Source organism: Streptomyces sp. NPDC048288 (assembly GCF_043201555.1).
Taxonomy (GTDB): domain Bacteria; phylum Actinomycetota; class Actinomycetes; order Streptomycetales; family Streptomycetaceae; genus Streptomyces.
This window is the reverse complement of record NZ_JBICZD010000002.1, coordinates 419,169-443,035: the sequence shown is the minus strand read 5'-3', so window position 1 is coordinate 443,035 and position 23,867 is coordinate 419,169. Positions and strand designations below refer to the sequence as shown.

At 72.9% G+C, this 23,867-nt stretch carries 17 protein-coding genes; 8 read left to right on the top strand and 9 right to left on the bottom strand.

Going from position 1 to position 23,867, the window contains the following annotated elements; all coding sequences use genetic code 11:
• The 7 genes from ACGFZS_RS08300 to ACGFZS_RS08270 all read right to left on the bottom strand — a co-directional run bounded on the left by ACGFZS_RS08300 (window position 1) and on the right by ACGFZS_RS08270 (window position 6,903).
• The gene (locus ACGFZS_RS08300; protein ID WP_393794431.1) at window positions 1-618 is read right to left on the bottom strand and encodes an NAD(P)-dependent oxidoreductase; all 618 of its coding nucleotides are present in this window, start codon (window positions 616-618) and stop codon (window positions 1-3) included.
• Complete coding sequence (locus ACGFZS_RS08295) at window positions 615-1,394, bottom strand: inositol monophosphatase family protein (protein ID WP_393794430.1); 780 nt, start codon at window positions 1,392-1,394, stop codon at window positions 615-617. The genes ACGFZS_RS08300 and ACGFZS_RS08295 overlap by 4 nt, the downstream gene beginning before the upstream one ends.
• 119 nt (window positions 1,395-1,513) lie before the next feature.
• The gene (locus ACGFZS_RS08290; RefSeq protein WP_393794429.1) at window positions 1,514-2,467 is read right to left on the bottom strand and encodes a CU044_5270 family protein; all 954 of its coding nucleotides are present in this window, start codon (window positions 2,465-2,467) and stop codon (window positions 1,514-1,516) included.
• Entirely contained in the window at window positions 2,464-3,189 is a 726-nt protein-coding gene (locus ACGFZS_RS08285; RefSeq protein ID WP_393794428.1) for an RNA polymerase sigma factor, read from the bottom strand. Before ACGFZS_RS08285 ends, ACGFZS_RS08290 begins: the two co-directional genes overlap by 4 nt.
• A gap of 68 nt (window positions 3,190-3,257) precedes the next feature.
• Window positions 3,258-4,004, bottom strand: a complete 747-nt coding sequence (locus ACGFZS_RS08280) for a ferritin-like domain-containing protein (RefSeq protein ID WP_393794427.1) — start codon at window positions 4,002-4,004, stop codon at window positions 3,258-3,260.
• 84 nt (window positions 4,005-4,088) lie between these two features.
• Complete coding sequence (gene snpA, locus ACGFZS_RS08275; protein WP_393794426.1) at window positions 4,089-4,898, bottom strand: snapalysin; 810 nt, start codon at window positions 4,896-4,898, stop codon at window positions 4,089-4,091.
• Between the two features lie 418 nt (window positions 4,899-5,316).
• Entirely contained in the window at window positions 5,317-6,903 is a 1,587-nt protein-coding gene (locus tag ACGFZS_RS08270) for a PucR family transcriptional regulator ligand-binding domain-containing protein (protein WP_393794425.1), read from the bottom strand.
• A gap of 111 nt (window positions 6,904-7,014) precedes the next feature.
• On the opposite strand from ACGFZS_RS08270, the gene ACGFZS_RS08265 reads away from it, so the two are divergent.
• From ACGFZS_RS08265 to ACGFZS_RS08255, 3 genes are all read left to right on the top strand, one after another.
• Window positions 7,015-8,472 (top strand): sodium:solute symporter, encoded by a 1,458-nt coding sequence (locus ACGFZS_RS08265; protein WP_393794424.1) that lies wholly within the window; start codon window positions 7,015-7,017, stop codon window positions 8,470-8,472.
• 56 nt (window positions 8,473-8,528) lie between these two features.
• The gene (locus ACGFZS_RS08260) at window positions 8,529-9,287 is read left to right on the top strand and encodes a class II aldolase/adducin family protein (RefSeq protein ID WP_393794423.1); all 759 of its coding nucleotides are present in this window, start codon (window positions 8,529-8,531) and stop codon (window positions 9,285-9,287) included.
• Between the two features lie 76 nt (window positions 9,288-9,363).
• Window positions 9,364-12,471, top strand: coding sequence for an FG-GAP-like repeat-containing protein (locus ACGFZS_RS08255; protein WP_393794422.1), 3,108 nt, complete (start codon window positions 9,364-9,366; stop codon window positions 12,469-12,471).
• 73 nt (window positions 12,472-12,544) lie between these two features.
• Here the strand turns inward: ACGFZS_RS08255 and ACGFZS_RS08250 are convergent, their stop codons facing one another.
• A complete protein-coding gene (locus tag ACGFZS_RS08250; RefSeq protein ID WP_393794421.1) occupies window positions 12,545-15,226 on the bottom strand; it encodes an Ig-like domain-containing protein in 2,682 nt (893 codons plus the stop codon).
• 223 nt (window positions 15,227-15,449) lie between these two features.
• A complete protein-coding gene (locus ACGFZS_RS08245; protein WP_393794420.1) occupies window positions 15,450-15,998 on the bottom strand; it encodes a DUF4232 domain-containing protein in 549 nt (182 codons plus the stop codon).
• Window positions 15,999-16,335: 337 nt separating this feature from the next.
• On the opposite strand from ACGFZS_RS08245, the gene ACGFZS_RS08240 reads away from it, so the two are divergent.
• The 5 genes from ACGFZS_RS08240 to ACGFZS_RS08220 all read left to right on the top strand — a co-directional run bounded on the left by ACGFZS_RS08240 (window position 16,336) and on the right by ACGFZS_RS08220 (window position 23,765).
• Window positions 16,336-18,507: a PQQ-binding-like beta-propeller repeat protein gene (locus tag ACGFZS_RS08240; RefSeq protein WP_393794419.1), complete on the top strand. Its 2,172-nt coding sequence runs from the start codon at window positions 16,336-16,338 to the stop codon at window positions 18,505-18,507.
• 183 nt (window positions 18,508-18,690) lie between these two features.
• A complete protein-coding gene (locus ACGFZS_RS08235) occupies window positions 18,691-21,366 on the top strand; it encodes a SpoIIE family protein phosphatase (RefSeq protein WP_393794418.1) in 2,676 nt (891 codons plus the stop codon).
• A gap of 9 nt (window positions 21,367-21,375) precedes the next feature.
• Window positions 21,376-21,600, top strand: coding sequence for a cold shock domain-containing protein (locus ACGFZS_RS08230; RefSeq protein ID WP_355710347.1), 225 nt, complete (start codon window positions 21,376-21,378; stop codon window positions 21,598-21,600).
• A 172-nt stretch (window positions 21,601-21,772) separates the two neighbouring features.
• Window positions 21,773-22,135 carry a carboxymuconolactone decarboxylase gene (locus ACGFZS_RS08225; RefSeq protein ID WP_393794417.1) on the top strand — a complete coding sequence of 121 codons (363 nt, stop codon included), beginning with the start codon at window positions 21,773-21,775 and terminating at the stop codon, window positions 22,133-22,135.
• A gap of 646 nt (window positions 22,136-22,781) precedes the next feature.
• On the top strand, window positions 22,782-23,765 hold the full coding sequence (locus ACGFZS_RS08220) for a GlxA family transcriptional regulator (RefSeq protein WP_393794416.1): 984 nt from the start codon (window positions 22,782-22,784) through the stop codon (window positions 23,763-23,765).
• Window positions 23,766-23,867: the final 102 nt, after the last annotated feature.

The following is a 23,867-nucleotide window of genomic DNA, read 5'->3' as shown; positions in this document are numbered from 1 at the left end:
TCAGCGTGCGAGCGGGACCAGGATCCGGCCGTGCGGGCCCGTGTCCGCGGCGTCGAGCATCGCGGCGGCGACGGTGGCCCTGCTGACGCCGGCCGGGAAGATCCGCCGCGGTACCCCGTCGAGGGACACGCTGCGCCAGGTGGCGCTGACCGGTCCGTCGGACATCGGGCCGACGTGCAGGACCGTGCCGCCCGCGGCCAGGATCGTCTCGTCCGCGCCGACCTTGTCGTCGAGTTCGGCGCGGAGGAACACGCCGACCAGCGTGCGGGTCAGCCACCCGGCGGCCTTCGCCGACCGTCCGGTGCCGAGGGCGCCGACGGACACGACCCGGGCCGGTGCGGCCGCGACGATCGCCCGGGCACCGGCGGTGAGCACGCCGGGCTTCTCCCCGTCGCCCGTGCCGAGGGCGGACAGCACCGTGTCGCGGCCGTCCAGCGCCCGGGCGATCGCCTCCGTGTCGAGGACGTCGGCGGCCACGCGGGTCAGCCGGGGTGAGTTCGGGAGCGCGATGCGGTCGGGGTGCCGGCAGATCGCCACGACCTCCTCGCCGCGGTCGAGGGCCTGCCGGGTGAGTTCGGTACCGACGCCGCCGGAGGCGCCCAGGACGGTCAGCGTCATGACGACAGCACCTCCAGCGCGGCGGCGTGCACGCCGGGGGCCGCGACCAGGATGTCCGGGCTGTTCAGATCCCACGGCTTCCCCGACAGGTCGCTGACGAGGGCGCCGGCCTCGGTGGCCAGCAGGGTGCCCGCGGCCGTGCCGGGCAGGTCGGGCTCGTACTGCCAGAAGATGTCGGACTGCCCGGAGGCGACCCTGAGCAGCGGGAACGTCGTCGGGACGGTGTTGCGCACCAGCAGCGCGCGGTCCGACATCGCCGCGACCGCCCGGCCGAACCTGGCGTGCGTCCCGGGGCTGTTGCCGGCCTGGCTGGCACCGGCGATCGCCGCGTCCAGGCCGGTCTTGGAAGACACCCGCAGCGGCTCGCCGTTGCGCCACGCGCCCGTGCCCCTGACGGCCGTGTAGGTCAGGTCGTCGACCGGCTGCCGTACGACGCTGAGCTGCGGGACGCCGTCCTTGACCAGCGCGATCGTCACCGCCCACTCCGGCAGGCCGTGCACGTGGTTGACGCCGCCCTCCGCGCCGTCGACGATCCACCACTCCCCGGGCGGCAGGTTCCGCTCCGCCTCGTCGTCGAACCACCCGGCGCCCGGCAGGACCCCGTCCAGCACCTCGCGCACGGCGGCCACCGAGCCCGCCTCCAGACCGGAGCCCAGGTCGTACATGGCGGCCCGGTCCGCGGGCCTCGCCCGCGGGTCGAACCTGGCCTTCAGGAAGTCGGCTCCCCGGTTCGCCGCCTCCACCACGGAGTCCAGCAGTCCGTCGTACGTATTCATGATCTTTCTCCCCTCGCCTCGACAGTCATAGTCAAAGGTCTGCGGTCACATGAATCAAATGCACTCTTGTCAATCGAAGATTTACTCAGGCGCATTCGTGGTGGGGGTCCGGAGGGGGTTCATCCGGTCGGTGTCCCGCCTGCCTTGTCGGCGACCCCGACGGCCAGCAGTGCCTCGTCCGGCGTGCCCAGGAAGTCGAGGGACTTGGTGTCGAAGACCCAGACCGTGCGGCTGTCGCGCTCCTTGAAGGTCAGGCCGATGCCGGTGCGGCCGGTGTAGTCCTTGGCGTGGGGCACGACCGAGACGCCCGGGATCTTCGCGGCGGCGCGGTAGAGCGCGGCGTCCAGGTCGGGCAGGAGCTCGGCGTCGGGCAGCAGGTCGCCGATCTTCTCCAGTGCCGCGCTCTCCCTGGTCTGCCCCTCTCCCTTCGTGTCGGCGTAGATCTTCGCCAGCAGGGCGTCGGGGTCGGTGGGCAGCGACCGGAGCGTGCGGAAGGCGGTGACGTTCGGGTCGGGGTACAGCTTCATGTCGTGCGTGCCCTTGGAGTACGCGGACAGCGGGTCCCGGGGCCGGAACGGGGGACCCACCAGCACGTCGAACCGGCGCAGTCCCGCGCGCCGGCCGTCTACGGCGGTCCACTCCGTCACGCGCATGATCCGGACGTCGTCCTTCGAGAACGTCATGGCGCCCTGAGTGCTGACGTAGACGTACTGGTCGTCCCTGACGGGCACGGTCCGCCGCGCGGCGGCGACCTCGGCGATGCGGTTGAGGAGGCCGGCCGCGTCCGCGTCGGGCGTGGCGGTCCCGGACCCGGCGGTGCCGGCGAGGACCGCGGCGACGACCGCCGCCGTCGTGGCGAGGGGTACGGCGACGACGGCGAACCGGCGGCGGGGGGCACGCGCCCGTCGGCCGGGTGCCGTCGCGGTCTCGGGGAGTGGTGCGGCCTGCGCGGTCAGCTCTGCCATCAGATGGTCCTTCAGCAGGTCGTGGCGGTCGTTCGGCAGGACCGGGTCACCCGGGCTCGGCAGCAGCCTGGCCAGTTCCTCGCGCTCCGCGCGCTCTACGGGGTTCATCCGTGCCTCTCCTGTGTCGACCGGGCCGTTTCGGGACGGCCACCCGGTACCTGTCCGGTGCGCCGACCGCGTCCCGGTGTCTCCTGCCGGGGTGGACGGTTCCGCCGCGCCAACTCCGCCTCCGACAGGGCCCTTAGCCGCTGCCTCGCCCGGGCGAGCCGCGACCGTACGGTGCTCGTCGGCACACCGAGGGCCTCGCCCGCGGCCGCGTAGCTCAGCCCCGACCAGACGCACAGCGCGAACACCTCCCGCTCGGCCCTGCGCAGCCGGCCGAGCGCGGTGCGCGCGGCGGCGAGTCGCTCGGCGTCCTCCAGACGGCCGACCAGACCGTCGGCGAAGTCCGGCAGGGTGTCGTGGTCCGCCGGGCGGCCGGGGAGCCGGGCGAGTGCGGCACTGTGCCGGCGGGCGGCGCGGCGCGTGTTGCGCAGCACGTTGGTGGCGATGCCGTACAGCCAGGGACGCAGCCCGTCGCCTCCGGGTGTTCCGGTGTCCTCGTCCTTGGGTGTTCCGGTGTCCTCGTCCGGGGGCGCGGCCTCGGGTCTCAGCTTCTCCCTGAGCCGCCAGGCCTCCAGGAAGGTCAGGGACACCACGTCCTCCGCGGTGCTCCGGTCCGCCGACAGCCGGGCGGCATGACCGTAGACGGCCCGGGCATGCGCGCCGAACAGTTCGGCGAAGGCCTCCGGATCGCCGGCGCGTATCCGCTCACGCAGGGAAAGTTCCACGACCAGCCCTGTCCGCCCGGCAGCCGCCGTCTCTGTGGCGCCGATCACATGACGACCCGCGGGCCGGCTCACCCGAACCGAACCGGGTGCGCGTCCGGGTGCGCAGCCGGGCGGGGCAGCAGTACCGCGGAGACCACCGTGCGGGACGAGGCCATGACGTCGTTCACGAAGCGCGGGCGCCCGATGCCGAGCCGGCGCAGTGCCGGGCCGTGGTCGATGGCGACGACGAGGCAGACCGCGAGCAGCAGCAGGCGCCACAGGGCCATCACCGGGCGGCGAACGGCGCGGGGCAGCTCGGCGAGCGAGGCGTGCAGCCGTTCGCAGTGGAACGGGACGTGGCGCTGCTCGTCGGAGAGGATCCGCTCCGCCACGTCCGTGGTGAGCGGGTCGTCGGTGCCGTCGCGCAGTGCCCGGTAGTACCGCAGCGCCACCACTTCTGCGATCATCAGCACCAGCAGCTCCATGCGCAGGCCCAGGAGACGCCGCAGCCGGACGAAGACCGTGTCGCTCCAGTGCCCGGTCAGCGTCGGCACGCCTCCCGCGGCCAGCAGCCCGGCCAGCAGCCGGGCGTGGTTCTGTTCCTCGGCGACGAAGAGCCGGACCGCCTGTGCGTAGTCGGCGTCCCCGGCCTGGTCCGCCTTGCCGACGAGGTTGGCGCCGTCGCCGTCCTCGCCGACCTGGAACCGCTGGATGCCGGCCCACACCGCCGGATGCAGCGTCGCCTTCCGGCTCCAGTCCGGATCACCCTGGGCACGTCTGCGCTCGCGCTCCGCCTCGAAGCGCCTGGTCCACCCGGCGAAGCCGTTCGTACGCACCCGGTCCCCCCTCTCCGGAACACGGCCACCGTGCTCCGGAGAGGGGGGACGCGGGCGGACACCGAACCGTTCCGCGGATCCCGGTCAGCCCCAGGGCGAGCCGGTCAGCAGCCCCCACGCGACGCCGCCCGGTATCAGGGTCGGTACCTGCGGTGCGGTGCCCGGCTGGCCCGTGCCCGTGCCCGTGCCGGTACCGGCACCCGTTCCCGTGCCTGCGCTCGTGCCCGTGCCCTGTGCGAGTCCGGTGGCCCACAGCTGGTCGACCCGTGCGCGCTCGGCGGCGTTCGGGTAGCGGTTGGTGCAGGACGTGCCGGCGCTGCCGCCCGACATCAGCTCACTGCACGGGCCGCCGTAGTCGTCCGACAGGCCCAGCACGTGCCCGGTCTCGTGGCTGGCGACGCGGATCGAGTCGTACTGCCGGCTCTGGGTGTAGTCGATGAAGACGTAGCCGCTTCCGTGGCCGTCGGTGGAGGCGTAGGAGCCGCGGGAGTCGTTGCCCTCGTAGTAGGAGAAGTCGCCGCCGCTCGACGACTCCTGCAGCTTGACGTTGGACTCGGAGCTGTTCCAGATGGCGGCCGCGCTCGCTATCTGCGAACGGAAGCTCGGGGCGTGGGAGGTGTTGTAGTAGACGGTCACCGCCTGCGCGCCCGGCTGGGCCGCGCGCCGCTCGGCGACCGACTTGAGCACGGCCTGGAAGAACGCCTTGTTGTCCGCGGCCTCCTCGGTCGACCCGTCGTACCGCGCCACGGAGGTGGCGGCGGCGGACGGGACGGTGGCGGCGGACGGGGCGGCGGTGGCCGTCTGGGCGCTCGCCGGCACCGCCGCGCCCAGCACGCTGGAGGCCAGGCCCAGGCCGAGAGCCAAGAGTCTCGGGGACGTTCGGGACGAGTTCATGTGGGGGGCTCCTCCTCACTCGGTGACGCCGAGCGCCGGTGCGGGGTGGACCCTGCGTGAACACCGGTTCCGAACTGCGGCGACGTCCTGTGGGTCGACATTCTTAGAACGGCTCCACAGGGAGCGCAAAGGGTCCCTGCCACTACGTCGCCTCGTAGGTCCCGGAACCCGGCCGGGGCGGTGCGCGGGTCTCCGGTCCGCGCGGGGCGGCGAAAGGGAGGAACTGTCGCGGCGTCAGATGTCTTGCCCCACTGGGAATCGGGCGCACGAGCCGGGTGGGCGGAGTTCCGGGACGCGCGCCGAGGATCACATCTCAAACAAGACGGACAAATAACCAAATGTCCGCCTCGTCGTGTCTACTAAGCGCGCCGGTGAGGTGGTGGAGAGCCGTGACCGACGTCATAGAACACGGTGTTCCTCAGGGGCGCTGGTGCGGTGCCTCGCCCGGCAGCCATTGCAGGGCGAACCAGAGTTCCATGCGGGTGCCGGGGTCCTGGAGGTCGAGGTCGAGGAGGTCCGCCACCCGTGTCAGGCGGTGGCGGACGGTGTTGCGGTGGACCCCCAGGACCGTCGCGGTGCGGTCCCAGCTGCCGTGCAGGGTGAGCCAGGTGCGCAGGGTGCCGAGGAGGACCGGGGCGCCCGGCGGACCGGCCTCGTCCAGCGGGGCGAAGCGGGTGCGGGCGAGGTCGCGGGCGTCGGCCGGTGCGACGAGCGCGTGGAGGGTGAGGGGGTCGGTGGTGTGGACGACGGCTGGTGTCCCGGTCGCGAGGGCGCGTTGCAGGGCGCGTCCGGCCTGGATGTCGGCGTGCGGCAGGTCGCCCGCGGTCGCCGGTGCGCTGTAGCCGAGGGTCCAGCCGAGGTCGGCCGCCCGGTCGGCGACCCTGGGCCCGGCGTCGGCGGCGCAGGGGACCAGCGCCTTGAGCGCGGGGCCGTCGATGTGCACGTACGGGGTGCCCAACAGGCCGGAGAGGGTCGCCAGCTGAGCCGGACCGGCGGTGGCGGGGGCGCCGTCGCGGCGGCGGCCGTGAACCACTACCCAGTGACCGCCCGCCACCGACCCGCCCGCCACCCACCCGTCGCCGGGAATCAGGGCCGGGGCGACCTCGACGGGGGTGGCGCCGAGCATGAGCAGGACCAGTGCCCCGATGCTGTGGGTGTCGGTGCTCAGGGCGTGCCGCGGGCTGGTCAGCAGGGCCAGCAGGACCGTCGCCGTGCCGGTCACCTGGCGGTGCACGACGGTCGGGGGAGTGGCGGCGGCCTGGCCCAGCGCCAGCGTCGCGGCGGTCGTACGCCCGTCGCCGGCCGGCAGGGTGTGGACGGTGAGGTGGACGCCCAGGTCGGCGTCGTGGACCGCCGCCGCCGTGGGGCCGGCGTCCCGCCGCAGCGTGCGGACGGCGAGGTCGCGCAGCAGGTGGGCGGAGGCGGGCCGGTGGCCCGCCGAGAGGAGTTCGGTGCCCTGCGCGTCGTACAGGACCGACCACGCTCCGGTGTGGGCGGCGAGCTGGCCGAGGACGGACCGGAGGGCGTCCGGGCGGGCGGCGGCCGAGGCCAGCGCCGACTGGGCCCGGGAGATCTCCCGCAGCTCCCGGTTGCGGGACGCGGCGATCGCCGCGTAGGCGGCCTGCCCGACGGCGACGAACGGGGTGGCGGGCGGGAGCCGCAGGAGCGGGAGACCGTGCCGGTCGCAGGAGCGGACGAGCGCGGGCGGCACCTCGGCGTGCACGGGGGCCACGCCGAAGCCGAGCGCGGCGACCCCGGCGGCGACCACCCGTCGTACGTAGGTGTCGATGCCGTCCGCGTCGTCCGGCAGCCGCACGCCCGAGGTGAGGAGGAACTCGCCGCCGACCAGGTAGGGCGTGGGGTCCTCCAGCTCCGTGGTGCCGACCGTGCCGACCGTACGGTCCTCGGCCGGCGGCCCGGCGACCTGGGTGAGACCGAGGCCCGGGTCGGCGAGGAGCACGCCGAGGCGCACGGACGGCTGCTCGGCATGGGCGGTTTCATCCAATGAACGCCTCCACATTGGACAGAAGCGGCACTTCAGGGCCAGTACACCTCGTCGCTACGGTCATGTCACCCCCCCACCTCCCCGCTCCCTCCCCTTCCCCCGGAGGTCCCCGTGACCGTCGACTATCTCGTCATGGCCGCCTACCTGCTCGGCATCATCGCTGTCGGCTGGTGGGGCAGACGCCGTGCCGCCTCCAAGAGCGACTTCCTGGTCGCCGGCCGCCGGCTCGGCCCGCTCATGTACACCGGCACCATGGCCGCCGTCGTCCTCGGCGGCGCCTCCACCATCGGCGGGGTGCGCCTCGGCTACACCTACGGTGTCTCGGGTGCCGCCATGGTCGGCGCCATCGGCCTCGGACTGCTCGCGCTGAGCGTCTTCTTCTCGGCCCGCATCTCCCGGCTGCGCGTCTACACGGTCGCCGAGATGCTGTCGCTGCGCTACGGCGACGCCGCGAGCGTGATCTCGGGCGTCGTCATGTGGGTCTACACGCTGATGCTGGCGGTGACCTCGACGATCGCGTACGCCAGTGTCTTCGACGTCCTGTTCGACGTGCCGCGCTGGGTCGCGGTGGTCGTCGGCGGCACGATCGTCGTCGGCTACTCGGCGCTCGGCGGCATGTGGTCCATCACGCTCACCGACATGGTGCAGTTCGTCGTGAAGAGCGTCGGCGTGCTCGTGCTGCTGCTGCCGATCGCGGTGGTGAAGGCGGGCGGCTTCGGCGCCATGGCGGACCGGCTGCCGGGCGGCTACTTCTCGCTCACCTCCATCGGCGGGCAGACCATCGTCACCTTCGTGCTGATCTACACCTTCGGCATGCTGATCGGGCAGGACATTTGGCAGCGCGTCTTCACCGCCCGCAACGACCGGGTCGCCGCCTGGGGCGGCACGGTCGCCGGTGTCTACTGCCTGGTGTACGCCCTGGCCGGCGCGTTCATCGGGATGGCGACGAAGGCCCTCTACCCGAACCTGGCCGAGGCCGACCAGGCGTTCGCCACCATCGTGCGGCACGCCCTGCCGACCGGCGTCCGCGGTCTGGTCCTGGCCGCCGCCCTGTCCGCGATGATGTCCACCGCCAGCGGCGCCCTGATCGCCTCCGCGACCGTGGCCAACCAGGACATCTGGGCCCGGCTGCGCCGCCGTACCCCGTCGGCCGACCATGACGAGATCGGCTCCAACCGGCTCGCCATCGCGGTCCTCGGCGTGGTCGCCATGGCGATCGCCTGTGTCCTCGGGGACGTCATCGAGGCGCTCACCGTCGCCTACAACCTGCTCGTCGGCGGTCTGCTGGTGCCGATCCTCGGCGGCCTGGTCTGGCGGCGCGGCAACCTGCCGGGCGCGCTGACCGCGATGATCGCGGGCGGGACGACGGTGATCACCTTCATGGTGACCGACGGTCTGCTCGCCAACGAGCCGATCTACTACGGCCTCCTCGCCAGCCTGGTCGCCTACGTCGCCGTCAGCGTGGCGACCCGGCCGACCGAGGAGTCGGTCCTGGAGACCTGGCGCCGCCGCCTGGCGGGCGAGCCGGCCCCGGCACCGGCCGTGGCTCCGGAACTCAACGCGGCCTGACCACCCCCGCATTCGACAGCACCCGCACGTGCCCGTACCTCGCTGAAAGGCCCCCCATGCCCACCCCCTCCGCGGACGAGCTCCGACTGCGCCGTGAACTCGCCGCCGTCTACCGCCTGGTGGCCCACTTCCGGATGACCGACCTGATCTTCACGCACATCTCGGTACGGCTCCCCGGCCCCGAACACCACTTCCTGATCAACCCCTACGGGCTGCTCTTCGAGGAGATCACCGCCTCGAACCTGGTGAAGATCGACCTCGACGGCAACCCCGTCGAGGAGAGCCCGCACCCCGTCAACCCGGCCGGTTTCGTCATCCACAGCGCGATCCACTCCGCCCGCGAGGACGCCCACTGCGTCCTGCACACCCACACCCGGGCCGGCTGCGCGGTCGCCGCCCAGGAGGAGGGCCTGCTCCCGCTCAACCAGATCTCCATGGAGTTCTACGGCAGGCTCGGCTACCACTCCTACGAGGGCGTCGCCCTCAACCTCGCCGAGCAGCGGCGACTGGTCGCCGACCTCGGCGGCCACCCGGCGATGATCCTGCGCAACCACGGACTGCTGACCGTCGGCGAGACCCCCGCCCAGGCGTTCCTGCGCATGTACTACCTGGACAAGGCCTGCGAGCTGCAGACCACCGCCATGGCCGGCGGCGCGAAGCTCGTCCTCCCCGCCCCCGAGGTCTGCGAGCTCACCGCCCGTCAGCTGGCCGGCGAGGACCACGGATCCGATCTCCAGGACGAGCAGGCCGCCGGTCTCGCCTGGTCGGCACTGCTCCGGCTCGTCGACCGCGTCGCCCCCGGCTACGCGAACTGACGAAGGTAAGAGTCGGGTAAGATCCGGCCACTTGTGCGAGGGCGGTGGACCCTCGCGGAGGGGGAGGGATCATCACGTGGGCAGACACGCCCTGAGACGGGGCGGGCCGGCCGCCGTCGTCTCCTCGCTTGCGCTCGCCGTCGTGGCCGCGTCCGTCGTCGTCCTGTCGGAGGGCGGGGGCTCGGCCGAAGCGACCGAGGCCGACACCACCGCGATCACCCTGGTCGACCCGAGCTCCGCCACACCACGCACCGACCGCCCGTACGTCGCGGGCGGGACCGGCTTCCTGCACCGGCAGACCGGCAGGGCCGGACTGCTGTGGACCGACTACACGACCGGCCGGACGGTGACCGTCGAGAACGCCGGGGGCGTCTACACCCCGCACACCGGCTGCACCGGCCTCGGTTCCGAGTGCCGTACGGCCTGGTACGGGTCGGACAGCGACCTGGTCGCCCTGCCGACGGCCCTGACCACCTCGTCCGTCACCCTCTGGGACCCGGCCACGGCCACGTCCGGGAGCGTGAGCTGGGCGAGTTCCAGCCACGGCTACTACCGGGGCCTGGCCGGGGACACGATCGTCACCGGCTACTCCCTGATCGACAAGGCCGACGGCGCGTGGCGCACCCGCAAGGTGACCGGTGAGTGGACGAACATCCAGGACGACGAGGTCGTCGCCGCGGACTCCGACGGTGTGCTGTGGGCGCGGGGCGGGTCCGTCGACTACATCGACGTCGATGCGGCCGTGAACGCCGTCGCCTTCACCGGCGCCGGCGACGCCGACCACTACGTGATGAGCGGTGACCGGGTCGGCTGGTACGACACCAGCACCTTCACCCTGCACCTGAAGTCCCGCTCCGACCTCACCGCCGCCGAGCGGGTCGTCACCCTGCCCGCGCACCCGGGCATCCTCGACGGCGACCCGGTCCTGGCCGGCGACTGGCTGCTGCTCCCGCTGTCCTCCGACTCGCTCGGCTCCCGGCTGCTCGCCGTCAGCGTCGACGACCCCTCGGTGCAGCGGACCCTGCTGGAGAGCGCCGGCGCCTACACGCTGGCGGCCGGCGACGGCACCGCCCTGGTCACCGGCGGCACCGACGCCACCGACTGGTGGGTGCGGCGGGTGAGCCAGGCCGCGGACGGCACACCGCTGCTGACGAAGGTCCAGCAGTCCCCGGCGGTGGAGAACGCCAAGACGGGCATCGCGCTCGGCCGAGGCAGCCTGCGGGTCGCCGAGGACGACCCGGCCGCCACCGCGGACACCACCTCCGTGCGCACCCTCACCACCGACGGCTCCGCCACGCTGACGGCGTCCGAGGCCACCGCGAGCCGCTCGATCCACCAGGCCCTCTGCCCGTACGAGGGCACCACCTGCTCGGCGCTGTGGGGGAACCTCGACGCCCGGGACGTCTACCTCGACGCGAACGGCGGCACCGACGAGGGCGAGAGCCTCGGCGACGACCGGCTGGCGGAAGTCGGCGGCAACGACCTGGACTTCGGCGGCCAGGGCGGCCACATCGTCGACGTCTCCGACCGCTACGCCGTCTTCGACTCCGGCGGCACCGCCCCGGCCCAGTACGTCGGCGAGTTCGGCCAGGGCCAGAAGCTGAAGCGGTCCGTGCGCGCCGCCGCCCTGAACGGCCCCACCCTGTGGAGCGCCACCACCACCGTCGGCAAGCTCACCTCGTACAGCATCCCGCTGGAGAAGACGCTCACCACGGTGACCGTGCCGGGCCTGGCCTGCGTGCCGAGCGAACTGCAGGCGGCGGGCCGCTGGGTGTACTGGGCCTGCGGGACGGACTCGGCGGGCGTGTACGACTCCAAGGCCGGTACGGCGAGGGCGGTCACCCCCGGCGACGTGCTGCTCGGCGACGGCTTCACCGTCCGCCACGACCACACCGCCGACACGCTCGTGCTCACCGAGGCGGCCACCGGCACCACCCGCACGATCGCCTCCGGCCTGGCCGACAAGGGCCTGACCGTGGACCGCCGTTACCGCTGGACGGTCGACGAGTACACCGGTCTGGTCGGCTGGTTCGACGACTACGAGCGCACCCACGTCACCACCACGGGCATCGCCCCCTCCGCCGTGACGGCCTTCAGGACGTCGGCGGGCAGCTACGCGGACCCGGGAACGCCGTTCGAGGGCAGCTGGGTGCTGTCCCGCCCGGTCACCTCCTGGTCGCTCACCCTCACCTCGCTCCAGAGCGGCGCGAACGGCAGGGCCACCCGCACCCTCACCGGCGGCGCGACCCCGGCCCGGGTGGCGGCGACCTGGAACGGCACAACGGCGAGCGGGAGTTACTTCCCCAACGGCCACTTCACCTGGACCCTGAGGGCGACCGGCCTCGGCACCGCCACCGCGAACACCGTGACCAGCGGCGAGGGCTTCCTGCAGCGCGGCGCCCCGGTGCGCCGCGACTTCGTCAGCCCCGACGGCCCGGACGGCCGCGGCGACCTGCTCACCTTGAACTCCTCGGGCGCACTGACCTTCCACAGCGGCACGGGGACGGGGAAGTTCGGCGACACGTACCCGGGCACCGGCTGGCCCACGACCGTCATGGCGGTCCCCTTCGGCGACCTCAGCGGCGACCGCTGCAACGACGTCCTCGTCCGCTACGGCAGCGGCGCGCTCCGGTTGTACAAGCCGGGCTGCGGGAAGGCGGTCAAGCCGTCGACGTCGTACACCACCCTCGGGACCAGCGGCTGGACCCAGTACGACGTGCTCACCTCGCCCGGCGACGTGAGTGGCGACGGCCGCCCGGACCTGATCGCGCGGAACGCGTCCACCGGCGCGGTCCACCTCTACAAGGGGACGAGCACCGGCAAGCTCGCCGCCCGCGTCAAGCTCTACGACAACTGGAAGGGCTACCGGAGGATCGTCGGCACCGGTGACCTCACCGGCGACGGCAGGGCCGACCTCCTGGCGCAGGACAGGTCCGACAACCTCTACCGCTACGACGGCAAGGGCGACGGCACCTTCGCCGCCCGCGTCAAGGTGTTCTCGAACTGGGGCGGCTCGTACAACGCGGTCGTCGGCGTCGGCGACATCACCGGCGACGGCCGCCCGGACCTGGTCTCCCGCGACACCGGCGGCAAGGTGTGGCGCAACAACGGCGACGGAAAGGGCTCGTTCGGGGCGCGGGTACGGATCGCGAGCGGCTGGAGCGGCTACAAGGCGCTTTCGTGAAGGCCCTTTTGCAGCCTGTGAGTCGGTTCCGCCGAAGGCGCCCGGGGACTTGATGTCCCCGGGCGCCTTTCGCTCAGCTGTGGTGGCCGGGTTTCGGGTGGTGCGCACCGCCCGGGGGCGGTCGCTTGGTGATGGTCACCCTGAGGGGCGGGGAGGCCGGGCCGACATTGCCCGCGAGGTCTTCGAGCCGCACGGAGAAGCCGTACCTGCCCAGATCGAGCGGGGCGCTGACGACCTCGTACGCACCGCGTGAGGTGACGGTGTCCGTTCCGACCACCGCCGGGCGGTCGCGGCCCGCCGGATCGGCGATCAGCCGGACCAGGGTGTTGGGCTCGGCCCGCCGGCCCTGGAAGGCGGGCTTGCCCATCGACGTGATGTTGTCCCGGTGGTCGCCGGTGTCGCTGGACGCCAGCAGGTCAGGGGCGTGCGGGCGCCTAGGCGCGGTGGTGTCGAGGGTGATCAGCAGGGGGTGGGTGCTCTCCGCCCCGGAACCGACGGCGTGGGCGACCCCGGGGACGGCCGGGTCGTCGGAGCGGTCGACGATCACCACCTCCGCGGTGATCTGGTTCTCGCCCTTCGCCAGGACGGGGCGCAGGCGGATCCGGTACAGCCCCGGTCTGGTGACCGGGTCCACCGGCCGGGCGAAGCCGACGAGCCGTCCGTCGCGTTCCACGGCCACCTTGTAGCCGGGGGTGTCGTCGGCGAGGGTGGCCGTGGCGTTCTGCGGCGACAGCGGGATGCCCGCGGCCCGCAGCTCCGAGTCGTCGACCCGGAGGAAGATCTCCGGTCCGGCGAACCTGGTGACGTCGTCGTTGTCGTAGCGGCCCGAGTCGGACCTGCGGGCGAGGTCGAGGCCGAAGGGCACGGGGGCCGCGTGGTCGACGACGGTGAGGTCGTAGGTGGCCTGCGGCGGGTCGGTCGGCGAGGCGTCACCCGGACTGGTCGGGTCGGCGACTCCGGCGTCGCTGACCGCGAGGAAGTACGGCTGGTCCTTGACGACTGGGATGCTGAGCCCGCTGGTCGAACTGCCCGGCCTGGTGGTGGCGACGGTTCCGGTGGCCACCTTGGTGCCGAACTTGTCGTATGCGCGGATCTGCAGCCCGGAGATCACCTCGTTGACGGCGATCGCGGCCCGCAGGTGCCCGGTGCGGCGGGGTTCGATCCGGAAGAAGTCGACGTCGGTCGCGTTGTGCAGGGTCAGGCGCGGCCTGGTGACCCTGTTGCGCGTGTCGAGCGCGGTGGCTACGGCGGTGTCGATCGAGTCGTTCGGTTCGAAGCGGTCGGGGAAGGTCCCGAGCAGCGAGAAGACGTCGAAGTAGGTGGTCTGGTTGCCCTGGGCCGGGGTGGTGGCCGTCGGCGGGGTGCTGTTGCCCGTCCAGCTCGCGTAGCCGATTCCGTCGGTCGCCCACAGCCCGTTGTACTCCCCGATGCGCAGGGTCTGCTGGGTGGAGCCGGCGCCGCAGGCGAAGCGGCAGGGGGCGTTGCGGTCGGGGTCGAAGAGGGCGTCGCTGACCCGGAAGTCCCGCGTCCAGGTCCGGCCGCCGTCGCGGCTCGTGGTGCCGTAGAGCTCCAGCAGGAAGTTGTTGGTGCCGTTCGGCCCGGTGCCGAAATTGCGCCGGCCGCTGCGGTTGTCGTACCAGGTGACTACGGCGTTGCCGTCCTGGTCGATGTGGGCGGTGGGCATCACGGCGAAGGTCTGGCCCGGTCCGTGGTCCACCCGGCCCCGGGTGAAGGTCTGCCCGTTGTCCGTGGAGCGGGCGATGACGACGTCGGCGTCGTCGCCGTTCGCGAAGACGTTGTTCGGGTCGTCGTTGGCGACGACGTACACGTTGCCCGGCCGGGCCGGGTCGGCCAGGACCCACGGCTGCATGCTGCCCTGGAGCCAGAAGTCGGTCCCCGGGATGTCCCCGCCGGGGGAGCTGACCACGTTGCAGGTGATGGTGGCCTGCCCCGCGCCGAACGCCGTCGTGCGCTGCTCGACCGTGCCGGCGGCGAAGCCGGCGCCGCCGGAGCCGTCCCGCAGGAGCTGTGTGGTGCCCTGGCCGGGCAGTCCGTCGGTCCCCTCGACGCACCCGTTGGCGTGGTAGGCGACGTAGAGGTCGCCGTTCGGGCCGACGGCCGCGTGGGAGGGCCATACGTTCCCCTCACCGGCGGCGGAGACGACCCTCGGCGCCGACCACGCCGTGGTCCCGCTGACGAGACGGGAGAACTGGATCTGCCACGGGGTGCCGAGGTGCGACCAGACGACGTAGAGGTTGTCCCGGTACGGGCTGGCGGGGTTGGTGTCGGCCACCAGCCAGGGCTTGTCGTCGTTGACGGCGCTGTTCGCGCTCACCTGGGTCGCCGTGTACGTCTGCGTCCCCGGGGTCGTCAGGTCGTTGATCCGGGCGACGCCCACCCCGAAGCTGGGGGCGGTGTTGAAACTCGTGGAGAGATGGGCGACGAACAGCCGCCCCTGCGAGTCGAAGGCGAGGGAGGGGTCGCCCGAGCAGGGGAGGGTCGACGTCCGCGTGATCGGGAAGCCGTCCTTGCCGAAGTGGTTGTCGATGCGGACGGTGCATCCCTGCATCACGGCGACCTGGCTCGGCCTGCGGGGATTGACGGTGGCGTTGTGCGGCTCGTTGCCGTTGGTGGCAAGACTCCGGTCGGTACCCGCCCAGGCGGGGGCGGCGGGTCCGACGATCAAGAGCGACTGCAGCATGAGCAGCATGCTGCCGACGACGGTGAGGACCCGCCGTTGAACGTGGCTGTTCAACAGGGGTCCCCCTCTCGGGTTTCGCTCATCCCACTCCTTCTGGTCCGGTCGGCGTGCGGGCAGCCTGAAAACCCGCTGATCAGGCCAGACGACTGTTACACCGCGTTACCGCTCACCCCGAGAGCCTCCGACCGGGACACGCCCAATTCACCAAGACCCCCACCGGAACCAGCCGTACGGAGCAGCCGGGCAAGAAGGCTCCGACGAGAACCTGCGCGGCCGGTTACCAGGCGAGGGCGTCCTGGGCGTTGTCCTGCCAGTAGGTGACGGTGGCGGCGCTGTTGAAGAAGATGCCGGTCCCGGGGAGCTTCAGGGTCTTCTCCTTGTTGATCGCGTTGCCCTTGCGGTCGGTGAAGAAGACGCCCAGGGTCTTCTCCTTGGCGCCGCCCTCGCCCTCGGGGGTGGACGTGGTGATGCCCGCGTACGCGGACTTGCCGGGCTTGAGGGTCACCACGGCCTGCGGCGTGGACTCCTCGTCCCACGCCAGCGGGGCCTGCGCGTCGGCGCCGGCGCGGAGGAAGGGGGCGATGTAGGCGTAGCAGGGCTTGGTGCCGGTGTTGGTGGCCTTCAGCAGCAGGTGGTTGATCGGGCGGGACACCCGGGTGACGGTCAGCTTGGTGTTCGCCGTGGTGCAGGTGACGACCGAGGAGGCCTTCGCGGTGGCGGCGGAGGCGGTCTGCGCGGTGGCCTGGAGGCCGACGAGCGCGAGGGCGGCGGCGACGACCATGGAGGAGGCGGCCGTGCGGGAGGCGAAGCGGGTGGCGATACGCATGAGGTGACTGCTTTCTCTGGAAGCGCGGAAGCGCGGAAGTGCGGAAGCGCGGAAGCGCGGAAGTGCGCAGGTGCGGGCACCGGCCGTGTCCGGCGAGGTGCCGTGTTCGGATGACCGAAGACTGTGGCCTGCTCCGTCCCGTCCGCCATTCCTCCCGGGGGTTTCGGGACGCTGGAATGATCGAACCGGCCTTGAGCTGCGGAAATGCGGCCTGCCTGGAACGCCGGACGGAACGGGACCGGCGGCCGCGGTGCGGCGGGTACGGCTCCGCTTCCGGGACGGCAGGGCCTACTGTGATCCCCGTGAGGCAGGCAGGCGTTGGGAAGGATGTTCGGCGATGACGCCCCTGAGCACCGGGGACCCGGAGTCCATAGGCGGGTACACCCTTCTCGGCCGGCTCGGGGCGGGTGGCATGGGAGTCGTCTATCTGGGCGTCTCCGCCTCCGGACGGCAGGTCGCGGTCAAGCTCGTGCACGGGCCGTATGCCCAGGAGGAGGAGTTCCGCACCCGCTTCCGGCAGGAGATCGCGGCGGCGCGCAGAGTGAGCGGCGCCTTCACCGCGCCGGTCGTGGACGCCGACCCGGACGCCGAGCGGCCGTGGATGGCGACGCTCTACGTGCCGGGGCTCAACCTCGCCGAAGTCGTCGCGAAGGACGGCCCGTTGAGCCTGCGCCGGCTGCGCGCGCTGGGGCTGGGGCTTGCCGAGGCGCTGCGCGACATCCACCGGGCCGGCCTGGTGCACCGGGACCTCAAGCCGGGCAACGTCCTGATGACCGAGGACGGCCCGCGCGTCATCGACTTCGGGATATCGCGCGCCGCCGACAACCAGCTCCTCACCACGACCGGGCGGATGATCGGCACCCCGCCCTTCATGTCGCCGGAACAACTGGCCTCTCCCCGGGACGTCACCCCGGCCTCGGACGTGTTCTCGCTGGGCTCGCTGCTGGTGTTCGCGGCCGTCGGCACGGGGCCGTTCGACGCGGACAGCCCGTACATCACCGGCTACCAGGTGGTGTACGGGAGTCCGGACCTCGGCGGCGTGCCCGGGGCGCTCCTGGAGATCGTCGAGCGCTGCCTGGACAAGGAGCCGGAGGCCCGGCCGGGACTGGCGGACATCCACCGCATGCTTCAGGAGCTGCCGGAATCCGACGCCACCGCGCCCCCGCGGACCGGCCGGTCCGCCCAGCCGCACGGCCGCCCCACGTCCCGCGACACGGCGACCACCCCCACGGACGCCACGGACGCCACCACCGGTACCGGTACCGGTGCCGGGAAACGCCGCCGGACCCGGATGCTGCTCACCGGTCTCGCCGCGGTGCTGGCCCTCTCGGGGCTGGGCGTCGGGGCGGCGGCCCTCGTGGCCGCCCCGGACACCACGGCCGCCTCCGGGACCGCGACCGCCACGGCCGCCGCCCGTGCCGCGTCACTGCCCGCGGGCTGGCGGCCGTGGCAGAAGCAGCTGCGGTACGCCGTGCAGGGCATCCCCGTCGACTACAACACCTCCGGATGCGTGACGGAGGACGGCGGCCTCTTCTGCGGCGGTACCGGCTTCACCGCCGCCAGGATCGACCCGGCCTCCGGCCGCACCCTGTGGCGGGCCGGCACCCGCCCCCAGGGGGTGCGGCCGATCGGCGTGCGCGACGGGCTGGTCTACATCTACGAGGAGCCGGACGACACCAACCGGCGCGTGGTGGCCCTCGACATCGCGACCGGGCACCGGCGGTGGCAGCGCGACGTCAACGCGTCCGACGACACGGTCCTGTACGACGACGGACTGCTGACCCTGTCCCCCGACCGCGCGGAGTTCGTGGCCTACGGGCCGACCGGCAGGGAACTGTGGCGGGCGCCCTCGCTGGACGAGTACTGCACCCCGTCGGTGCTGGGCGGCGCCCCCTACGCCCTGTGCTCCAAGGGCACCGAGGCCGGCCAGGCCCCCGTCGAGCTGATGAAGCTCGGACCCGGCAGCCTGAGCGAGATCGCCACGCTGCCCAGGAAGGCGCAGGCGCTCGGCGCCGTCGGCGGGCAGCCACTGTTCCTCGCCCCGCAGACCGCGAAGGACGTGTACGAATCCGGGTACGAGCGGCCGTACAACGCGCTGCTGCGGGTGGCCACGGAGACCGGGCAGGTCAGCCGGATACCGCTGGCACAGCCGCTGACCGGCGCGGCCACCCTGGTGGACGGCGTCGTCTACTTCGTCCGGTCCGACGGGTCGGTCACCGCGGTGTCGGCGGACAGCGGCAAGCGGCTGTGGCGGAAGGTGACGGACGTGGAGAGCCTGTCCGCGCCCGCGGTGTCGGCGTCGTACCGGCGGGTCTACTTCGCCAACCGCTTCGGCCGGCTGCTGGCACTGGACAGCCGCACCGGGGCGGAGGTCTGGCGCACCTCGGCACTGGCCGACCCGGGGGACAAGACGCAGGCCTATCCGCCGCGCGTGCTGCTCGTCAAGGACGCGATCGTGGCGACGGCCGGCGACACGGCCTTCTCCCGGAGCCCGGACGGCCCCGACTGACCGGCGGGCAGCGCGCCTGACGACCCCTCAGAGGCGCGGCGTGAAAGGCGCACACGTCGTGACCGGGGCACGCGCGGTGCCGGTGACCGAAAGTGTCCGCGTGTGTACGTCACGCGTTCGCCGGTGAAGGTGTGCCGTCCCGGGGGTGATGTCTCCTTACCCCTTTGGTGTTATATGAGCCGTATGCACCAACTGCTCCTGCGGATGTGGTCCCGGCGCGGGATACGCAGCGTTGCGGGCCAGATGTTCGTTCTGCAGGTCGCGGTCGTTCTGGTTCTCGTGGCGGCGGCAGTCCTCGCCCTGCTGCTGCAGTCGCGCGGCGACGCCGAGCGTGAGGCGCAGAACCGCACGCTCGCCGTGGCGACCTCCGTCGCCTCGTCCCCCACGGTGCGGCAGGCGCTGGCCGACGGCCGTCCGAGCGCCGCGCTCCAGCAGCAGGCGGAGGAGACCCGCAAACGCTCCCACGTGGACTTCGTCGTCGTGATGAGCCCCACGGGCATCCGCTACACCCACCCGAACCCCGCCCAGATCGGGCAGCACTACATCGGCAGCATCACGGCGGCCCAGCACGGCGGCATCGTCACCGAGACGACCGTCGGCACGCTGGGCCCCTCCGTCCGGACCGTGGTCCCCGTGACCGACGCGAAGGGCAAGGTCGTCGGGCTGGTGTCGGCGGGGATCACCATCCGCCAGGTGAGTTCGGCGGCGGGCCGCCAGGTGCCGCTCGTCCTGGGGGCCGCGGGGCTGGTGCTCGCGGCGGCCACCGGCGGAAGCGCCCTCATCGGCCGGCGGCTGAGCCACCAGACGCACGGCCTCGGACCGGTGCAGATGACGCGCATGTACGAGCATCACGACGCCGTGCTGCACTCGGTGCGCGAAGGTGTCCTGATCGTCGATCCGCGGGGCCGGCTGCTCCTGGCCAACGACGAGGCCAGACGCCTGCTGGGGTTCGCCGCCGACCTGGAGGGCCGGCCCGTCGCGGAGCTGGGACTCGACCCGGGGGCCGAACAGCTCCTCCTGTCCGGCCGGGCGACCACGGACGAGGTGATCGAGGTCGGCGAGCGGCTGCTGGCCATCAGCCAGCGCACCATGGCCCGGCCGGCCGGCCCCGGAGGCTGGGTCGCCACGCTCCGGGACACGACCGAACTCAGCGCGCTGATGGGCCGTGTGGAAGTGGTCCAGGAACGGCTCAGGCTGCTGTACGACGCCGGAATACGCATCGGCACCACCCTCGACGTGACCCGCACCGCCGAGGAACTGGCGGAGTTCTCCGTGCCCGGGTTCGCCGACTACACCACCGTCGACCTGGCCGACGCCGTGCTGCGCGGCGAGGAACCGAACCACATGCCCGTCGCCGAACTGCGCCGGGTCGCCCTGCGCGGCGTCCGCCTTGACGTCCCGCTCTACCCGCCCGGCGCGCTCATCCACTTCGACCCCGCGACCCCGCAGGCGTCGGGTTTCGGTTCCGGGCAGATGGTGCTGGAGGCCGACCTGGCGGCGTTCTCCGGCTGGCAGGCACAGGACCCGGACCGGGCGCGCCGGCTCCTGGCCCACGGCGTCCACTCGATGATCACCGCTCCGCTGCGGGCCCGCGGGGCGATCCTCGGCGTGGTCACCTTCTGGCGTTCGAAGGAGCCGACCCCCTTCACCGAGGAGGACCTCTCCCTCGCGGAGGAGCTGGTCGCCCGCGCCGCGGTGAGCATCGACAACGCGCGCCGCTTCACGCGGGAGCACACCATGGCCGTCACGCTGCAGCGCAGCCTGCTGCCGCACGCCCTGCCGGAGCAGAACGCGGTCGACGTGGCGCACCGCTACCTGCCGGCCGAGGCCGGGCTCGGCGGGGTCGGTGTCGGCGGCGACTGGTTCGACGTCATCCCGCTGCCCGGGGCGCGGGTCGCGATCGTCGTCGGCGACGTCGTGGGGCACGGGCTGCACGCCGCCGCCACCATGGGGCAGCTGCGCACCGCCGTCCACAACCTCTCCACGCTCGACCTGCCGCCCGACGAACTCCTCTGGCACCTGGACGAGCTGGTCACCCGCATCGACCAGGACCGGGACGGCGACCCGGAGACCCCCACGCTCACGGGCGCCACCTGCCTGTACGCGATCTACGACCCGGTCTCCGGCCGGTGCACGATGGCCAGCGGGGGCCATCTGGAACCCATCCTGGTGCACCCCGACGGCCGTGCCCGGCTGCCCGGGGTACCGGCCGGACCGCCGCTGGGGCTGGGCGGGCTGCCGTACGAGAAGACCGAGGTGCTCCTGCCCGAGGGCAGCAGCATCGTGGTCTACACCGACGGTCTGGTCGAGGACCGGCACCACGACATCGACGAGCGCATCGAGAGGCTGCGCCGGGCCGTCGAGCCGGCCGGGCGCACCCCGGACCAGATGTGCCAGGCGGCGATGGACGCCATGGTGCCCGGGCCGCCCCGCGACGACGTGGCCCTGGTCGTCGCCCGGACCCGGCTGCTCGACGACAAGCACACCGCGTCCTGGGAGGTGCCGTCCGACCCCGCGGCCGTGGCCGGGGTACGGGCCGCCGCCGCCGAGCAGCTGCGGGACTGGGGCCTGGAGGAGGAGGCGTTCACCCTGGAGCTGACCCTCAGCGAGCTGGTCACCAACGCCATCCGGCACGCCACCGGCCCCATCGGGGTACGGCTGATCCACGACCGCAGCCTGATCTGCGAGGTCTCCGACGGCAGCAGCGTCTCCCCGCACCTGCGCCGGGCCACCACCATGGAGGAGGGCGGCCGCGGCCTCTTCCTGGTGGCCCAGTTCGCCGACAGCTGGGGGACCCGCTACACCTCCGCGGGCAAGGTCATCTGGACCGAGCAACGGCTCGGCCACGCGGCCCCGTAGAGTCGCCGCATGGTGATCGCGACGGTCCGTGAATGGCACGACGAGGAAGGGTGGGGGGTACTCGACTCTCCCGAGACACCCGGCGGCTGCTGGGCCCACTTCTCCCACCTCCCGAGAGGCGTGTTCGACCCGCTGTCGCCGGGACAGCAGGTGGACCTCCGGTGGGAGAAGCCCCGCTCCGGGCAGGACGGTTACGCCTACCGGGCGGTGGACGTCGTGCCCCGGCCGGCCTGACGCGTCCTCGCGTCCTCGCGCGCGGGCCGGCCCCGCCGTCCGGCTCGCCGCGCGTCACCGCGTGCCGGTGCCTACGCTTGACTCATCACCGCGCCGGGCATGACGGGGGCCCCGCGTGAGGCGGGTGGCGGTCCGGCTCCCTGCGGCACCGGAACCGGAAGGCAGTCTCGTCATGGCTACTGCACCTGAGTTCGACACCCCCGTCCTCGACACGATCGCCGCGATGACGATCGACTCCGTCGAGCATTGCCACATGGACGAGCGCACGCTCATCCTCAGCAGGATCGCCGCGCTCGTGGCCATGGACGCCCCCGCGATCTCCTACCTGGCCCACGTCAACCCCGCGATCAAGGCCCAGTTCACCGTCGAGCAGCTGCAGGACCTCCTCGTCGCCATCGCGCCCGTCGTGGGCACGGCACGCGTCATGTCCGCGGCCGGCCACATCGCCCAGGCCTTCGGCGTCGCCCTCGACCTCGCCACCAGCCAGGCCGAGGCCATCGCCCGCGCCGAGGCCGACAGCCGCACCGGCATCTGACACAGCGAGGCGGCCCGCCGACCCAGAGGCCCGGAGGCGGCGGGCCGCGCGCCGCCATCGGCGGTCGGGAAGGGCGCGTCCGCGTGCCGCCGCCGGCGGTCGGGAACGGCAAGGCCGCCCGCTGCCATCGGCGGTCGGGAAGGGTGGGTTCGTGTGCCGCCATCGGCGGTCGGGAACGGCAAGGCCGCCCGCTGCCATCGGCGGTCGGGAAGGGTGGGTTCGTGTGCCGCCATCGGCGGTCGGGAACGGCAAGGCCGCCCGCTGCCATCGGCGGTCGGGAAGGGTGCGTCCGTGTGCCGCCATCGGCGGTCGGGAACGGCAAGGCCGCCCGCTGCCATCGGCGGTCGGGAAGGGTGGGTTCGTGTGCCGCCATCGGCGGTCGGGAACGGCAAGGCCGCCCGCTGCCATCGGCGGTCGGGAAGGGTGCGTCCGTGCGCCGCCACCGGCGGTCCGGAACGCCATGGCCACCCGCTGCCCCAGCGGTCCGGAACTCCGGTCGGCATCATGGTCAAGTGGCCGCGCACCGGACGGCGTTGAGGCCGACCGGGGCACTTCCCGGTGCCGGTGCGCAGGTCGGAGCGGCGTGTCCGGATGTGACAGTGGACCGTCATTGCCGCCGCGGAGTCACCCGGGTCAGGATGGACGCATGTCCCGCACCCGCCGTGTCGTCATCGCGGTCTTCCCAGGCGTCGACCTCCTCGATGTCACCGGCCCGGCCGAGGTGTTCGCCGTGGCCGACCGGGAGACCGGGGGCGCCGCGGGCTACCGGGTCGAACTCGCCGGACGGACCCGCGGCGAGGTGGCCACGTCGGCGGGGCCGCGGCTGGTCGCGGATTTGTCCTTCGACGAGGTCGACGGCGTACTGGACACATTGCTGGTCCCCGGCGCGGTCGAGACCGGCCCCGGCGGCGAGAGCGCCCGCGTGGACGCCGACGTGGTGGCGTGGCTCGCCCGGGTCGAGCCGCAGGCCCGGCGGGTCGTGTCGGTGTGCGCGGGCGCGCACCTGCTGGCCGCCGCCGGGCTGCTCGACGGCAGGACGGCGACGACACACTGGTCGGCCGCGGCCCAGCTCGCGGCCGACCATCCCGAGGTCACCGTCGACCCCGACCCGATCTTCGTGCGCTGCGGCAGCGTGTGGACCGGCGCCGGGATCAGCTCCTGCATGGACCTGGCCCTGGCGCTGGTCGCCGAGGACCTGGGCGAGGAGGTCGCCCTGGCGGTCGCCCGGCAACTGGTCATGTACCTCAGACGCCCGGGCGGCCAGAGCCAGTTCTCGGTTCCGCTGAGCCGCCCGCCCGCGGCCCGCCGCGCCATCGACGAGCTGCGGATGTTCATCGTCGACCACCTGGACGGCGACCTGTCCGCCGCCGCCCTCGCGGCCCGGATGTGCCTGAGCGAGCGCCACTTCGCACGCGTCTTCCGCCAGGAGACCGGGACCACTCCGGGCGCCTATGTCGAGGCCGCGCGGGTGGAGGCGGCCCGCCGCCTTCTGGAGGGGACCGACCAGCCCCTGGACCGGATTGCCGCCGCGTGCGGGCTCGGCTCGGTGGAGACCCTCCACCGGGCGCTGCGCAAACAGACCGGCACGACCCCCGCGGCCTACCGGCGCCGGTTCCGCACGACCGCCTGACCCCCGCACCGCCCCTTCCCTCCGCTCCCGAGCCGCACGCGCGGGACGGCGATGCCCCCTGCCCCGGGGCCGCCGCACACCGCGCGAACCCATGGCAGTTCC

Bases quoted from the DNA above. Each gene is read 5' to 3' on its own strand.
- ACGFZS_RS08300 (WP_393794431.1), bottom strand. From the start codon at position 618: ATGACGCTGACCGTCCTGGGCGCCTCCGGCGGCGTCGGTACCGAACTC.
- ACGFZS_RS08295 (WP_393794430.1), bottom strand. From the start codon at position 1,394: ATGAATACGTACGACGGACTGCTGGACTCCGTGGTGGAGGCGGCGAAC.
- ACGFZS_RS08290 (WP_393794429.1), bottom strand. From the start codon at position 2,467: ATGAACCCCGTAGAGCGCGCGGAGCGCGAGGAACTGGCCAGGCTGCTG.
- snpA (WP_393794426.1), bottom strand. From the start codon at position 4,898: ATGAACTCGTCCCGAACGTCCCCGAGACTCTTGGCTCTCGGCCTGGGC.
- ACGFZS_RS08260 (WP_393794423.1), top strand. From the start codon at position 8,529: ATGCCCACCCCCTCCGCGGACGAGCTCCGACTGCGCCGTGAACTCGCC.
- ACGFZS_RS08245 (WP_393794420.1), bottom strand. From the start codon at position 15,998: ATGCGTATCGCCACCCGCTTCGCCTCCCGCACGGCCGCCTCCTCCATG.
- ACGFZS_RS08240 (WP_393794419.1), top strand. From the start codon at position 16,336: ATGACGCCCCTGAGCACCGGGGACCCGGAGTCCATAGGCGGGTACACC.
- ACGFZS_RS08235 (WP_393794418.1), top strand. From the start codon at position 18,691: ATGCACCAACTGCTCCTGCGGATGTGGTCCCGGCGCGGGATACGCAGC.
- ACGFZS_RS08230 (WP_355710347.1), top strand. From the start codon at position 21,376: ATGGTGATCGCGACGGTCCGTGAATGGCACGACGAGGAAGGGTGGGGG.
- ACGFZS_RS08225 (WP_393794417.1), top strand. From the start codon at position 21,773: ATGGCTACTGCACCTGAGTTCGACACCCCCGTCCTCGACACGATCGCC.
- ACGFZS_RS08220 (WP_393794416.1), top strand. From the start codon at position 22,782: ATGTCCCGCACCCGCCGTGTCGTCATCGCGGTCTTCCCAGGCGTCGAC.